Source organism: Elioraea sp. (genome assembly GCF_022842375.1).
Lineage (GTDB): Bacteria > Pseudomonadota > Alphaproteobacteria > Acetobacterales > Acetobacteraceae > Elioraea_A.
In genome coordinates this window covers 16,935-30,832 of sequence record NZ_JALHPR010000029.1, presented here as the reverse complement: position 1 = coordinate 30,832, position 13,898 = coordinate 16,935, and the positions used below count along the sequence as shown (strand labels likewise).

Annotated in this window: 14 protein-coding genes; 7 read left to right on the top strand and 7 right to left on the bottom strand. The window is 71.5% G+C overall.

Annotation, left to right across the window (positions count from 1 at the left end; genetic code table 11):
* Nucleotides 1-36: 36 nt before the first annotated feature.
* On the top strand, nucleotides 37-600 hold the full coding sequence (locus tag Q0C38_RS19330) for a hypothetical protein (protein WP_291298764.1): 564 nt from the start codon (nucleotides 37-39) through the stop codon (nucleotides 598-600).
* Nucleotides 601-1,112: 512 nt separating this feature from the next.
* Here Q0C38_RS19330 and Q0C38_RS19325 read toward each other — a convergent pair.
* Nucleotides 1,113-2,519, bottom strand: a complete 1,407-nt coding sequence (locus tag Q0C38_RS19325; protein WP_291298763.1) for a calcium-binding protein — start codon at nucleotides 2,517-2,519, stop codon at nucleotides 1,113-1,115.
* A gap of 208 nt (nucleotides 2,520-2,727) precedes the next feature.
* On the opposite strand from Q0C38_RS19325, the gene Q0C38_RS19320 reads away from it, so the two are divergent.
* Nucleotides 2,728-3,624, top strand: a complete 897-nt coding sequence (locus Q0C38_RS19320) for a LysR family transcriptional regulator (protein ID WP_291298762.1) — start codon at nucleotides 2,728-2,730, stop codon at nucleotides 3,622-3,624.
* A 61-nt stretch (nucleotides 3,625-3,685) separates the two neighbouring features.
* Nucleotides 3,686-4,129, top strand: coding sequence for a globin domain-containing protein (locus Q0C38_RS19315; RefSeq protein WP_291298761.1), 444 nt, complete (start codon nucleotides 3,686-3,688; stop codon nucleotides 4,127-4,129).
* On the opposite strand, the gene Q0C38_RS19310 is transcribed toward Q0C38_RS19315, so the two are convergent.
* Nucleotides 4,090-4,668 (bottom strand): cytochrome b, encoded by a 579-nt coding sequence (locus Q0C38_RS19310; RefSeq protein WP_291298760.1) that lies wholly within the window; start codon nucleotides 4,666-4,668, stop codon nucleotides 4,090-4,092. The genes Q0C38_RS19315 and Q0C38_RS19310 overlap by 40 nt on opposite strands.
* A gap of 32 nt (nucleotides 4,669-4,700) precedes the next feature.
* Nucleotides 4,701-5,066 (bottom strand): PepSY domain-containing protein, encoded by a 366-nt coding sequence (locus Q0C38_RS19305; protein ID WP_291298759.1) that lies wholly within the window; start codon nucleotides 5,064-5,066, stop codon nucleotides 4,701-4,703.
* 75 nt (nucleotides 5,067-5,141) lie between these two features.
* Here Q0C38_RS19305 and Q0C38_RS19300 point away from each other — a divergent pair, with 75 nt between their 5' ends.
* The 3 genes from Q0C38_RS19300 to Q0C38_RS19290 are packed head-to-tail and all read left to right on the top strand — an operon-like array spanning nucleotide 5,142 to nucleotide 7,537.
* Nucleotides 5,142-5,537 carry a PepSY domain-containing protein gene (locus tag Q0C38_RS19300; RefSeq protein ID WP_291298758.1) on the top strand — a complete coding sequence of 132 codons (396 nt, stop codon included), beginning with the start codon at nucleotides 5,142-5,144 and terminating at the stop codon, nucleotides 5,535-5,537.
* Nucleotides 5,538-5,545: 8 nt separating this feature from the next.
* Nucleotides 5,546-6,208: a response regulator transcription factor gene (locus tag Q0C38_RS19295; protein WP_291298757.1), complete on the top strand. Its 663-nt coding sequence runs from the start codon at nucleotides 5,546-5,548 to the stop codon at nucleotides 6,206-6,208.
* Between the two features lie 6 nt (nucleotides 6,209-6,214).
* Entirely contained in the window at nucleotides 6,215-7,537 is a 1,323-nt protein-coding gene (locus Q0C38_RS19290; protein WP_291298756.1) for a sensor histidine kinase, read from the top strand.
* Here Q0C38_RS19290 and Q0C38_RS19285 read toward each other — a convergent pair.
* Nucleotides 7,518-8,681, bottom strand: a complete 1,164-nt coding sequence (locus Q0C38_RS19285) for an MFS transporter (protein WP_291298755.1) — start codon at nucleotides 8,679-8,681, stop codon at nucleotides 7,518-7,520. The two genes, Q0C38_RS19290 and Q0C38_RS19285, sit on opposite strands and share 20 nt — an antisense overlap.
* A complete protein-coding gene (locus Q0C38_RS19280) occupies nucleotides 8,678-9,331 on the bottom strand; it encodes a hypothetical protein (RefSeq protein WP_291298754.1) in 654 nt (217 codons plus the stop codon). Before Q0C38_RS19280 ends, Q0C38_RS19285 begins: the two co-directional genes overlap by 4 nt.
* 84 nt (nucleotides 9,332-9,415) lie before the next feature.
* On the opposite strand from Q0C38_RS19280, the gene Q0C38_RS19275 reads away from it, so the two are divergent.
* On the top strand, nucleotides 9,416-10,612 hold the full coding sequence (locus Q0C38_RS19275; RefSeq protein ID WP_291298753.1) for an MFS transporter: 1,197 nt from the start codon (nucleotides 9,416-9,418) through the stop codon (nucleotides 10,610-10,612).
* A 4-nt stretch (nucleotides 10,613-10,616) separates the two neighbouring features.
* Here Q0C38_RS19275 and Q0C38_RS19270 read toward each other — a convergent pair whose 3' ends face one another.
* Both Q0C38_RS19270 and Q0C38_RS19265 read right to left on the bottom strand, forming a co-directional pair.
* Nucleotides 10,617-13,505, bottom strand: a complete 2,889-nt coding sequence (locus Q0C38_RS19270) for an ATP-binding protein (RefSeq protein ID WP_291298752.1) — start codon at nucleotides 13,503-13,505, stop codon at nucleotides 10,617-10,619.
* Nucleotides 13,483-13,857 carry a response regulator gene (locus Q0C38_RS19265; protein WP_291298751.1) on the bottom strand — a complete coding sequence of 125 codons (375 nt, stop codon included), beginning with the start codon at nucleotides 13,855-13,857 and terminating at the stop codon, nucleotides 13,483-13,485. The genes Q0C38_RS19270 and Q0C38_RS19265 overlap by 23 nt, the downstream gene beginning before the upstream one ends.
* Between the last annotated feature and the right edge of the window lie 41 nt (nucleotides 13,858-13,898).

Here is a 13,898-nt window from a genome sequence, read left to right as displayed (position 1 = left end):
GGTGCCGAATGGTGCCGCGATGGAGGGGGTGACGCGATGAGCTATTCACAGTCGATGCCGCGGTCGCTCGCCTCGGCGATCGTCAAGGTGGTCGTTGATGATTCGGAATGCCGACGGTTCATTCCGGAAGTGTCGCCCTACGCGATCGGCCAGAAAGCGGCGGGTTCGCTCCGCAACCTCACGAACATGACGGCCGAGGGCATGGCCTGGCTCGGCGTCAAGGCGGTCGAGATCGCGGGCGGCGAGCCGCATGCGACCAAGGTCGCGAAGGACTACTGGGAAAAGCAGGGCATGGACCAGGCCTGCACCAACATCGCCGACGTGACGGAACGCGCAATCAACACTGCCATCCGCCAGGGCCTGATCCCCTCATGGGCGACCAGCGCCTGGCATGCGAGCCGGATGCCGAACGCCGACAACAACGTCATCGCCTATCACAGCGCGACGGCGGTCCAGGTGCAGGACGGCAAGACCTACGTGTTCGACTGGCACGCCACGCTCTCGCTCCGCAACCCGCTGATCAGCCGCAGCCTGAAGGAATGGGAGCGGGGGAACGACAAGTACCGCGTGCTCTACAGCGTGTTCCAGGGCTGGGGCTGAGAGCAGGCTTCCATCGGCGATTGCGGCGGCGAGCGCTGCGCGGTCGATCCCGGCGAAATCGGCGATGAACTGCCAGCCCACGCGCGCCGTGTTGGCGGCAAGCAGCGCCCGCCCTCCCGCGCCGTGGCAGGCACGGAGCCGCCAGGTTATCGGCGCGCGTGCCGTCATCGGCGCGAAGAACCCGTTTCCGAACGCGAGCCTGTCGCGGCCCGGGCGGAAGCCGTAGATCGTATCGAACACGCAAGTTTCGGCGTCGAAGACGATGATGCCGCCATGCGCGATGCCGCCATGCGCGATGCCGGTGGTGCGATCCATGACGCGCTCTCCATCACAAGCAGGTCAATCGCGGCTTCCCCCTTCCCTCTCCCCCCGCGCTTGCGGGGGGAAAGGGAAGGGTGAGGGGGGTGGTGCCGCAGCGCACCGCTCTGGCGACAAGCCCGCTACGCTGCCCCCCACCCTCACCCCGGCCCCCTCCCGCCCAGGCGGGAGAGGGAGAAAGGCGCCGCCGCCGATCAGAAGAAGACGTCGCCAGGCCCGCCGCCGCCAACGCCGCCGAGCTGCGTCGCGAACAGCGAGCCGTCGTCGATGGCATCGCCGAGGGCAGCGCCGCCCACGCCCATGAAGCGGGCGATGAACTGCCACCCGGCATCGGCCGTGTTGGCGGCGAGGTAGCTGTTCGCGCCGTCGTTCCACGCGAGCAGGTTATCGTCAGCGCTGCCGGCGGCGAGGAAGCCGGACCCGAAGCTCAGCGTGTCGCTGCCCAGGCTGAACCCGTAGACGGTGTCCATCCCGAGATCGCCGTCGTTCCAGACGACCCTGTCCGTACCCGTGCCGAGATAGAGCACGTCGTCGCCAACGCCGCCGCGTACGATGTCGTCGCCCGCGCCGGCATGGACGACATCGTTGCCCGACCCGCCATGGATCGTGTCGTTGCCGTCATTGCCCTCGATGTAGTCGGCACCCGAGCCGCCGTCGATCGTGTCGTTGCCGGAACCGCCCTTGACCGTATCGTTGCCCGATCCGCCGAGCAGCGTGTCGTTGCCCGATCCGCCATCGATGTAGTCGTTGCCGGCCCCGCCATCGACATGGTCGTTGCCGGCACCTGTCTCGATGCGGTTGGCGACGTTGTTGCCGAATACCGTGTCCCCGCCCGCGCCGGTCGTGACATTCTCGATCGAGATCAGGATGTCGTTGCCGAGCGCACCCGCGGAGATGCCCAGGCCCAGGTTGACCTGCACATTGCCGTTCGTGGCGAAGACGGCGGTGTCGGTGCCCGACCCTCCGTCGAGCGTGTCGTTGCCGGCAGAGGCGTGCAGCGTGTCATTGCCCGCCCCGCCGTACATCGCGTCATCCCCGCTGCCGCCGTCGACTGTGTCGTTGCCGTCATTGCCCCAGAGGATGTCGTTGCCGGCATCGCCGAACACGTAGTCGTTGCCGGTGCCGCCCCAGATCTGGTCGTTGCCGTCGCCGCCGAAGAGATAGTCGTTGCCGCCGCGACCGAACATCAGGTCGTCGCCGCCGTTCCCCCAGAGCTTGTTGGAGCCGTCGTCCCCGCGCAGCGTGTCATGCCCCGGCGAGCCGATGACGTTCTCGATGCTGATCAGGATATCGGGCGTGACGAGCGATCCGGCCGCCCACTTGCGGTGGGCACTGCCCGCGGCGAGATCGACATCGACGCCGAGAGCGAAGATCCCACTCTGCCATTCCCAGGCCCCGTTGGCGTACGAGACCGTATCCTCGCCCGCGCCGCCGTCGAAGATGTCGGCGTTCGGATCCTCGAGGAACATCGTACCGTTGGCGACGATCGTGTCGTTGCCCGCACCCGCGATCACGTGCGTCCAGCCGAGCGTGTCGTCGAGGATGTTGCTACCGCTCGTGCCGTTGACCACGGTGAGCTTGCCTGTGCCGTTCTGGTTCATGACTGTGACTCCTTCCTAGTGTTTCAATTGTTTCCGCAGCCTGTTACGACTGACACATCCGTGTTTCATCTGTTTCAGGCTGGTTCACTTCGCCATTGCCGTTCTTTGCTTGGCGATGACTTGCGATCTTTCGTTCAAATCGACCCCGGAAGGGAACCCGCAGGAACGCATTCGCCGCTTGCGGATTTCCGGCTATAGGCTGTGCGCCATGTCACTCGCCGCTGCGCAACTGGACTGGGACGACCTGAAGATCCTGCTCGCGGTCTCGCGCTCGGGCTCGCTCAACGCCGCCGCGGTCCAGCTCGGGATCGACCAGGCAACGGTCTCGCGGCGCCTCGCCGCCCTCGAGGCCGCGCTCGGCGCCATCCTGTTCATCCGAGGCCGCGCGGGCCTCTCGCCCACCAGCGCAGGCGATGCGGCGATCGAACGCGCGATCGAGATCGAAGCGCGCGCCAATCGGCTCGCCGAGGAGGTGGGCAACGCCAACCAGGAGGCGTCAGGCCTCGTCCGCATCGTCGGCAATGCGTGGACGATGACGCGCCTTGCCGCCTGCGTCCTGCCCGGCCTGCTCGCACGGCACCCGAAGCTTGCCATCCGCACCATCGGCGGGCCGCTGCCGCGCAACCTTGCGGCCGGCGAGGCGGCCCTCGGCCTCTGGTTCGAGGTCCCGCCGGGAGACACCGCCTTCGCCATCAAGCTCGGCGAGGTGCCCTACGCGATCTACGGCCCGGCTGGGGCCGACCACGCGACGCTCGGCTGGGTGTCGTTCTGGGATGACCTTGCCCCCCGCCGCGCGCCGGCTCGCTGGATCGAGAAGACGCGCAAGCCGTCCGATACGCTTCGCCTGACGGCGACCGACAGTTCCGTGCTGCTCGCCGGAATCCGCGGCGGTGTCGGCAAGGGCCTGTTGCCGATGTGCCTGGCGGAGGGTGAGCCCGGCCTCGCCCGCGTCACCGAGGGCCCGCCCGATCTCGTGCGCACGCTGCACGTGCACGCCCACCCCGACACGATCCAGAGCGCGCGCATCCAGGCCGTGCTGACCTGTCTGCATGAGAATTTCAGCAGCGCCTTCACGCCCGCGGCGCCTGCGAAACGGCCGCAATAAACCTGAAATTCCATTGGCCGATCGTGTAGCCTCGCCCTGGTGGAAAGAGGAGGCATCGACCATGCAGCTGACGAATGACGAGATCGACCTTCTCCGCACGAGCTTCCGCCAGGTCGCAACCACGCCGGGAACGGCGGCCTCGCTCTTCTACGACAGGCTGTTCGCGAACATTCCCGCCGCGCGCGCGATGTTTCCGTCCGACATGGATGCGCAAGGCTCGAAGCTGATCTCGACGCTCGGTGTCGTCGTGTCGCAGCTGCACGCACTCGACAGGATGCAGCCCATGCTCGCGGCACTCGCCAAGCGCCATGTCGGCTACGGCGTGGTGCCTGACCATTACGCCCTGCTGTTCGAGCCGCTGGACTGGATGCTGCGCCAGTCGCTCGGCGATCGCTGCACGCCGGAGGTCGCGGCGGCGTGGACCAAGGCTTTCACCGGCCTCACCGCCGCGATGATCGCCGCGGCTTATCCACCAGATCGCCACGCAGGCGTATCGATCAACTGACGGTCGCGCCGCCCGGGCAGCATCCGCCGCAACAGCCCGTCCCGCAGCACGAGGTGATGGAACAGGGCGGCCGCGACATGGAGTGCGATGAGCACGAGCAGCAGGTTCGCCGTGATTTCGTGCACCTCGCCCCACGCCTTGCCGCCGGGAATGGTGAAGGGCGCATCGAGCGTGACGGCGCCCAGGAACACCGACACGCCGCGCCCGCGTGCCCAGCGGTCGGCCAGGCCCGCGAGGGGCACCGCCAGCATCACGGCGTAGAGCGCGAGGTGCATGCCGCGCGCGGCAAGCCCGGCCCAGCCGGAATCCTGCCCAGGCTTCGGATTGGCCGCGCGCCAGAGCAGCCGGGCGAGCACCGCGCCGACGAGAAGCAGCCCAAGCGTCGCGTGCAGGTCGAGGCCTGCCGCGCGGGCGGACCCGCGCGGCAGCTCTTCCATCGTGACACCAAGCGTCCAGGCGGCGGCGATGAGCAGCGCCGAGCCCCAGTGCAGTGCCTGGGAGACGCCGCCGTAGCGGTTCGCCGTATCCCTGATCGCCATGGTCACTCACTCCCCTCGGGGCGGTTTGCGGATCAGCGGCCAGACTTGCGCACGATCGCGCCCGACGTCGCGTCGACGCGCAGGTCGACGCGCGCGCCGGCGGCGTCGAACGCCTCGATCTCCCAGGTGCCACGCTCCCACTCCAGCTCGTGGATGCCGCGGTAGCCCGCCGCCTCGACGATGCGCACGGCATCGGCAGCGGCGACCTTCGCGGCGAGCACGGCCTGGGCGCGGCTGGCACGCCGCTCCGAGCGGCCATCGCGGTCGGTCGTGCTGCGCGCGGCACTGGGGGCATCGGCACCCTGGTCGCGCGGCTGGGCGATCGCCGGGGCCGCGGCGAGCATTGCGACGAGTGCGGCGGCGGCGATGGGAAGGACTGCACGTCGTGAAGCTGTCATGATGTCGGCTCTCTCTCTCTCGGGGTCCGCGGCCGCCACCATGGCGTGCCGCTTCGACAGGACGGACCATCGCCGATGCCGCCTGAACCCACGCTGAGCTGCCCGTTCAGCCTGCGTTCAGCCGCTGCCGCGCAGAACGGAACGATGCTCCTTCGCCGCCATCTCCTCGCACTCGCACTCGCGCTCGCCGCCATGCCCGTCGCCGCACAGCCGCGACGTGAGCGCGATCATGACCGGGCGCGCCGCGCGCTCGAGAACGGCGAGATCAGGCCCCTCTCGGAACTCCTGGCCGCGATCGAGGCGCGCTATGATGGCCGCGTGATCGAGACGGAGCTCGAGCGTGACCACGGCCGCTGGATCTACGAGTTCAGGCTGCTCCCGCCTTCCGGGCGGCTCTTCCAGCTCGAGGTCGATGCCGCCACCGGCGAGGTGATCGCGACCAAGGGGCCGGTGCGGCTCCGCCCCCGCTGAGGCCGTCGATGCGCATCCTGCTCGTCGAGGATCATGATGCGCTGGCGGGCCAGGTTTCCGCCGCGCTGGCCGAGGCGCTGTTCGCGGTCGACCGTGCCGCCGATGGCGAGGAGGCGCAGCATCTCGGCGAGACCGGCGCGTACGATGCCGTGGTGCTCGACCTCGGGCTGCCTGTCGTCGACGGCCTCACCGTGCTGCGCCGCTGGCGCGCCGGGGGCCGCACCATGCCGGTGCTGATCCTGACGGCGCGCGACGGCTGGGCCGAGAAGGTCGAGGGGCTGAACGCCGGCGCCGACGACTACCTCGCCAAGCCCTTCGCGATGGGCGAGCTCGTCGCCCGCCTCAAGGCGCTGATCCGCCGCAGCCACGGCCACGCCCACCCCGAGCTCGCCTTCGGCGACCTTCGCATCGATACCGCGGCGGCACGCGTGACGGTCGCGGGCCAGGGCGTGAAGCTCACCGCACTCGAGTTCCGCCTGCTCGCCGTGCTCGCGCATCGCGCGGGCGAGGTCGTCTCGAAAACGGAACTGACCGAGCATCTCTACGCGCAGGATTTCGACCGTGACAGCAATACGCTCGAGGTCATCGTCGGGCGGCTCAGGCGCAAGCTCGGCGATGGCGTGATCGAGACCGTGCGCGGGCAGGGCTATCGCCTCGCCGCCGGGGGCTGACGCGGGGTGCGCTCTCTCGCGCTCCGGCTCGCGGTGGCCACCGCGCTGCTGCTCGCGCTCGGCCTCGGCGCCGCTGGGTGGTTCGTGACCGTGACGGTAACGCAACAGATCGAGGCGGCGTTCGATGCGCGCCTCGCGTCGCTGCTCGATGCCGCCGTCGCCGGCACGGCGCGCGATGAGGCGGGCGCGCCCGCGATGCAGCGCGGCCCCGCGCTGCCTGAGCTCGAACAGCCCTTCTCCGGCATCTACTGGCAGATCACCGGCACTGATGGGCGGATCGAAACCTCACGCTCGCTGTGGGACCAGCGCCTGCCAGCACCCATGCCCGAGCAGGGGGCCGCGTTCCGCGACGCTGCCGGCCCGCGTGGCCAGATGCTCCGTCTCGCCGCGCGCAGCGTCGTGCCGCCGGGTGCGGACGCGCCGCTGCTGGTCGCCGCGGCGATTGACCGCACCGCGACGGATGCCGAAATCGCGCGCGTGCGCCGCATCGTCATCGCGCTGTTCGTCGTGCTGGGCGCTGGGCTGACCGCAGCGGTGGTGGGCCAGCTCGTCGCCGGCCTCGCCCCGCTCCGCCGCGCCCGCAGCGCGCTGGCCGATGTCCGCGCCGGCCGGCGCGATGCGCTCGGCCTCGACGCGCCGGCCGAGATCGCGCCACTCGTCGCCGAGATCGATGCGCTGATCGTGCAGAACCGCGCGACGGTGGCGCATGCGCGCGCCCATGTCGGCAATCTCGCGCACGCGCTCAAGACACCCGTCGCCGTGCTGCGCAACGCGCTCGCCGCCACGCCGCCCGACATCGCCGCCGCACGCACCGAGACGGCGCGGCTCGAGCACCTGGTGCAGCACCACCTCGCCCGCGCGCGCGCTGTCGCGACCGGGGATACCGCGGCATTGCCGCCCGTCGCCGTCGCGGCGGTGGCAGAGGAGATCGCGGGCGCGCTGCGCCGCCTCCACGCCGGCCGCGGCATCACGCTCACGGTTGCCGGCGACGCCGATATCCGCGTGCGCGTCGACCGCCAGGACCTGGCCGAGATGCTTGGCAACCTCGCGGAGAATGCCTGCGAGTGGGCGGCGGGCGCAGTCACGCTCACCGCTGCCCGCGCGGGTGCTGCGGTCATCGTCACGGTCGCGGATGACGGGCCCGGCCTCGCGCCTGAGGATGCCGCAACGGCGCTCGCCCGCGGCGGCAGGCTGGACGAGGGCGCGCCCGGCACCGGCCTCGGACTTGCCATCGTGGCGGAGCTTTCCGCGCTCTATCGCGGCGGGCTTGCGCTCGACCGTTCCGCCTCGGGCGGGCTTGCCGCGCGGCTCACCCTGCCGGCCGCGTAAGCCGCCACATCGCGCCGGCGCCGAGAACGGGGCCGATCGCCAGCGCCGCGAGTGCCAGTGGCCAGCCGATCAGGGAAGCGACCGCCGGCAGCGCCTGCACCGTCACGGCGGAGAGCGCGAACCCCAGGGCGGTCTGCAGTGCCATCAGGCTGCCGGCACTTTCGGGTGGGGCGGCATCGGCCACCAGGCTGGAGAATTGCGCCGAATCGGCAACGATCGCGCTGCCCCAGACGATCAGCAGCAGTGCCACCAGCCAGGGTGCCGCGCCGAACCCTGCCGCCGCCGCGAGCCCGGCGGCGGCGCTGATCGCCATCGCGCCCCCCGCCACCCAGGCGCGGCCGAACCTGTCGGCGAGCCAGCCGGCAGGAATGCAGAGAAGACCGCCGAGCGCGATTGCCGCGAAGGCGACAACGGCACCGAAACGAACTGGCTCGGCAACGATGGCGGCGGCCGATGCGGCAGCGATCGCCGCCACCCATGCCCAGAAGGCATAGAGCTCCCACATGTGGCCGAAATACCCGGCGAAGGCGAGGCGGATGCGCCTGTCGGACCAGGCGAGCGCGAGGGCAGCGATGCGCAGCCGCGCCGCGCGCCGATGGAACGGCCCGAGCCCGATGCCGAGGGTGAGGGAAGCCGCCACGATCGCGGCGAGCGAGGTGGCAACGATGGTCATGCGCCAGTCCGGCCCGCCCGTCAGCACGACGAGGTGCGGCAACGCCGAGCCGAGCGTCAGCGCACCGACCAGCAGCCCCGTGATCAGCCCGCGCCGCGCCTCCGACCAGCCCACGGCGATCTTGAGCCCGACGGGATAGACACCCGCGAGCCCCGCGCCGACGACAGCGCGCGAGACCAGCGCCGCAGCGCTGTCGGGCCGCACCACGAGCAGCGCGGCGTTCGCCAGGGCAGCGAGAACGGCGGAGGCAGCGAACACCACGCGGGGATCGCGCCTGTCAGGCAGGCCGGTGGCGGCGAGGGTGAGCGCACCGGCGACGAAGCCCACCTGCGTCGCCGTCGTCAGCCCCGCGAGTGACGCAAGGGTGAGGCCATGCGCCGCCGCGAGGCCGGGCAGCACGGCGGCGGCGGAGAACCAGACGCTGAGCGCCAGCACCACCGCCGCGACGAGCAGGGTGACGGAGCGGCTCACCCAGCGTGGTCGCGCAGCTGCTCGAGGCGATAGACGCCGCGCGCGACCGGACCCTCGGCGCCGGACGCGGCGAGCGCGGCGTCGTCAGGTGCCGCGGCGAGCGCGGCGATGTCGGTCGCCTCGATGATCGCGAACCACGCAGGCGGGCGGGCGAGCGTGGTGCGCCCCTCCTTCTCGCGCGTGACGATGCCCGATGCGGCCATGTCGGTGCGGCAGAGATGCGCCCCGATGCGGCGGGGAAACGGCTGGGCGAGACACGCTGCGAGTGCCGCGCGCGCGCGCTCCTCGCCCTCGAAGCCGAGCGTCAGCACGGCACCGCCGACACCCTCGCCACCGGTTGCCGCGACCGCGGCGAGCGCGCGCACGGTGTTGCGGAAGTTCGGGATGTTCGCCTCCGTCGCCGGCGTCGGCGCGTTCAGCCGCGCGGTGTAGGCAGCACCCGTCAGCACCGCGAGCGTCTCGACCTCGTAGAGGGTGAAGAAGGCAGGCGTCGTTGCGGCATCGGCCGCGACGTAGCGCCGGCCGCGGCGGAAGCCGGGGATGGCCACGCGCTCGGCCATGTGTTCGGCGATGTGCCATGCATGGAAGGCCGCCAGCCCCTCCGGCACCACGTCGTTCCAGAGCGCGACGACGCCCAACCCGCGCAACATGCCGCCTTCCCGCCCCCTCGCGATCAGCCGCAGGACGCGGCTCGAAAGACAGGCTAGTCTCGTGGTGAGCCCGAGGGAACGCCCATGCACCCGGCCACGCGCACCATCGCCTTCGTCAACGCCGCGCACACGCTCACCCACTACGCGCTGCTGATCCTGCCGACAGCCGTGCTCGGCATGGACGGCGCCTTCGGCGGCCTCGACTACGGCGCCATCGTCACGCTCGGCACCGCGATGTTCGCGATCTACGGCTTCGGCTCGCTGCCCGTGGGCTGGCTCGCCGGCCGCTACGGCCAGGCGCAGATGATGGCAGCCTGCTACATCGGCGGTGGGCTCTCGCTCGCGGCCTGCGGGCTCGCAGTCACGCCGATCACCTTCGCGCTCGGGCTCGGCCTCGCCGGCGCGTTCTTCGCGATCTACCACCCGGTCGGCACGGCGATGATCGTCGAGGCGGCCGGCGACCGCGTCGGTCGCACGATCGGCCTGAACGGCGTGTTCGGCAACCTCGGCGTCTCGCTGGCACCGCTGGTCACGGCGGCGCTCACGGCGGGCTTCGGCTGGCGCATGGCGTTCATCGTGCCGGGGGTCGTGTGCACACTGATCGGGCTGCTCTACGTGCTCGGGCCGAAGGGCGACGCGACGGCCGTGGCGCGGCCGCAGGCAAGCTTCCCCGACATCCCGCGCAGCACCGCGATCCGTGCCTTCCTGGTGCTGACGCTGATCGCGGTGACGAACGGGCTGATGTTCAACGCCGTCACCATCCTCCTGCCGAAGCTGCTCGATGAGCGCCTGGCCGGCGAGGCGGGCGCGCTCGGGCTGATCGGACTCGTCGCGTTCGGCGTGTCGATCTGTGGCGCGGTGACGCAGTTCTCGGTCGGGCGGCTGGCCGATCGCGTCAGCCTGCGCGCGCTGTTCCTCGGCCTCGCAGCGCTGCAACTGCCGCTGATCCTGATGGTGATCGGGGCGCGCGGCTGGGCGACCGTTCCGGTCACGGCATTGCTGATCGCCTCGGTGTTCGGCCAGGTGACGGTGAATGACGCGATGCTCGCCCGCACCGTGCCGCCGGCGCTGCGGGCCAAGGCCTATGCGGTGCGGTTCTTCGTCGGCTTCGTCGGTGCCGCGGCGGCTTCGCCGATCGTGGGCCTGCTGCATGCGCGGACGGGCGACATGCAGGCAGCGCTCTGGGTGCTGGCGGCCACCGGCGCGCTGACGGCACTGTTCGCGATGGGGTTCCCGCGCCTGACCACCGCCTCGTCCCCCCGGCCAGCGCCGGCGGAGTAGCGCGTCACTCGCCCGGCACGGCCTCGTGGTTGAGCATGTCGGCGAGCGCGGCAAGCAGCGCCTCGCGCGCGTAGGGCTTGTGCAGCACGCGTGCACCTTCCGGCAGGTTGGCGTCCGCCGCGAAGCCGGAGGCGAACAGCACCGGCAGGCCGGGCAGCCGCCGCTCCGCCACGGCCGCGAGCGCCACGCCATCGGGGCCTGGGCCGAGATTGATGTCGGTGAACAGCAGATCGGGCACGAAGCCTGCCTCGAGCCGGCCAAGCGCCTCTGCCGCGTTCGCCGCCGTCGCGACCGAGAGCCCCGCGCCCTGGCACATGGCCACCACCGCGGCACGCAGCTCAGGCTCATCCTCGACAACGAGAATGCTCGCCCCGCCCGGCACCGCGCCCGCGCGCCCGTGTGCCGCCCGTGCGGGGGCCGCCGCCTCAGGCAGGGTGAAGCGCACGATCGTGCCTGCGCCAGGCTCGCTCTCGATCGTGATCGTGCCCTGTGACTGCGTAACGAAGCCATACACCTGGCTGAGGCCGAGCCCGGTTCCCTTGCCGGAAGGCTTGGTGGTGAAGAACGGCTCGAACGCCCGCGCGGCGACCTCCTTCGGCATCCCGGTGCCATTGTCGGCCACCGCGAAGGCGACCGCGCCGCCGCCCTTTGCCGGGGCGGCGGAGATGCAGATCGTTCCGCCCGCGGGCATCGCGTCGCGTGCGTTGATGGCGAGGTTGAGCAGCGCCGAGCGAAGCTGCGCCGCATCGGCCAGCACGGGTGCCGTTCCGGGCGCTGCCTCCAGCACGGCCGTCACCCCGCCTCCGAGGCTGTGGGCGAGCATCGGGCGAAGCTCGTCGAACAGCAGGGCGACATCCACCGCCTCGGGGCTGAGCGGCTGGCGCCGGGCGAAGGCGAGCAGCTGCGCGGTCAGCGCTGCGCCGCCACCGGCGGCATGCCGTGCCGCCTCCAGCGCCTCCCCCGCGAGTGTTCCGGGAGCGACATCATCGGCCAGGAGGTCGAGGTTGAGCGAGACGACGGTGAGCATGTTGTTCACGTCATGCGCGATGCCGCCGGTGAGCTGGCCGAGCGCTGCCATGCGGCTCGTGTGCGCCCGCTCGGCCGCCGCCTCGCGCCGCTCGGTGATGTCCTGGCAGACGCCGACGATCGCCACCAGCCTGCCGCCGGGATCGCACTCGCGCCCGGCGCGGGCCCAGCGCAGGCGTATCGTGCCGTCGGGGCGGCGAAGCCGATACTCGAACTCCACCGTCTCGCCGGTATCGTGCACGCGGCGGAACGCATCATCCAGCACCCGCCTGTCGTCGGGCAGGATCAGCGCCATCATGTTGGGGGCTGTCGGGTCGAACGTGTCGCGGTCGAGGCCGCATTGCTCGAAGATCGTGTCGGTGAAGGTGAAGCGCTGCGTGGCGAGGTCGAACCGCCACCGGCCCATGCCGGAGATGCGCAGCGCCTCGGCGAGTTCCGCCTCGCTGCGGGCGAGGCGGTCCTGCGTTTCCTTCCGTGCCGTCACGTCCTCGACCATGCCGACGATGCCGCCACCGGCTGCCTCGCGCGAGCGGCTGTCGACCCAGCGCACGGCACCGTCGGCCCTGATGATGCGGTAGGTCTGCCGGCAACCGACGGCGAGGTCCGCCCCGTCGAACGTCGCGCTGACGCGCGCGAGGTCGTCGGGGTGTACGATGACCTCGCGCCAGAAGCGGGGCCGCGAGACGAGCGCGGCCTGGCTGTAGCCCGTGATCGTTTCGGCGCCGAGGCTGTGATGGAGCGGGGTCGCGGTCTTGTTGTCCGCGCTCCACAGCAGCAGGCCGAGCGCATCGGCCGCCATCGTCGAGCGCTCCTCGGAACGGTTGAGGGCCAGCGTCGCGCGGCTCGCCCGCCAGGCCAGCGCGGCAACGGCGATCAGCGCGATGACGAGGCCGGCAACCGTCTTGAGCATGCCGGTGCGCCAGCGGGCCAGGATCGCCGCCCGGTCGCGCTTGACGACGATGACGAGCCCGTATTCCGGCAGGCTGCGATAGGCCGAGATCGCCTCCCCGGCGCCGAGCAGGACATCAGCCGTCGAACCGCCGGACGGTGCCGCGGGGAGCAGCCTGGTGAACAGCGGCGCGTCGTCGAAGCGCGGGACGGGCAGCGGCGCCGGGCCTGGCCAGCGTGCGACGCCCTGCCCGTCCTGCCGGATCAGCCAGACCCAACTCCCCTCGCCAAGGTCAGTCGCCGGCAGGAGCGTGGTGCCGATGTCGAGCGGCACGATCGCCTGCACCCAGCCGCCGCTGGGCAGGGCGCGGGAGATCGCGACGACGGGGCGGCCGGCGATATGCGCGGCCGCGGCCGCGAAGGGTGCGCTGATGGCGAGACCGGAGGGGGAGCGCGGTCCGAGCGTCGCGACGCTCGGCCAGGCGAGATGATTCATCTGCGCGCCCGGCGTGACGACGCCGCGGGCCGTCGCGACAAGCCTGCCATCGGGCGCGAGCGCGAGGAAACCGATGCCGTCCGCACCAGCCCCCGTCAGCCGCCCCAGCGCCGCGTGCACGTCGTCGTCGACCGCCCCCGAGGCGAGCACGGGACCGTCGATCCAGCTGGGCAGCCCATCCAGCGCATAGCGCAGCGCCTGCAGCCGCCGCTCCGTCGCCGCGGCAACGATGTCGGCCTGGGTGGTGATCTCGCGCTCGGCCTCGGCGAGGGTCCTGTCCCGCAGCAGCGCGCCGGCCCAGAGCGGCAGGGCGAGGGTGACGGCGGCGAGCGCGGCAAGCAGGGGAGTGGCGCGGCCGGCGAGGCGGCGGCGCGGGGCGGGCGCGATGGGGGATCGTCGGCTGACATGTCCGGAACCGGAACCCCCGGCAGGGCTCGCGGCTGTCTCCCCGCGCGGCGGTTCAGCCGGCACAGTGTTCCGCATCGGTCACGGCGGTGCCGAGGAACGCGGTCACGGCCGCGCGCGACACGGGCTTGGCGGCCATCGCCACGCGGGTGAGGCCGAGGATCGCGCCGAGGTCGCGTGCCATGCGCGCCCACACCTCGCCATGGCCGGTCACGAGCAGGACCGGCGTCGCGGGGGCAGCGGTGGCGATGTCGCGGAGCAGCTCGATCCCGTCCTGGTCGGGCATCATCACGTCGAGGATGACGGCGGCCGGGGCGAGGGCGCGGAACGTCGCGGCGAAATGCCGGCTGTCGGTCAGCACCGTCGGCGCATAGCCGACCGTTCCGGCCACCCGCGCCAGCGCCGCGGCGGCATCGGGATTGTCGTCCATCACAAGGACTGTCCGAGCCAGCGACATGTTTCTTCCCCGTA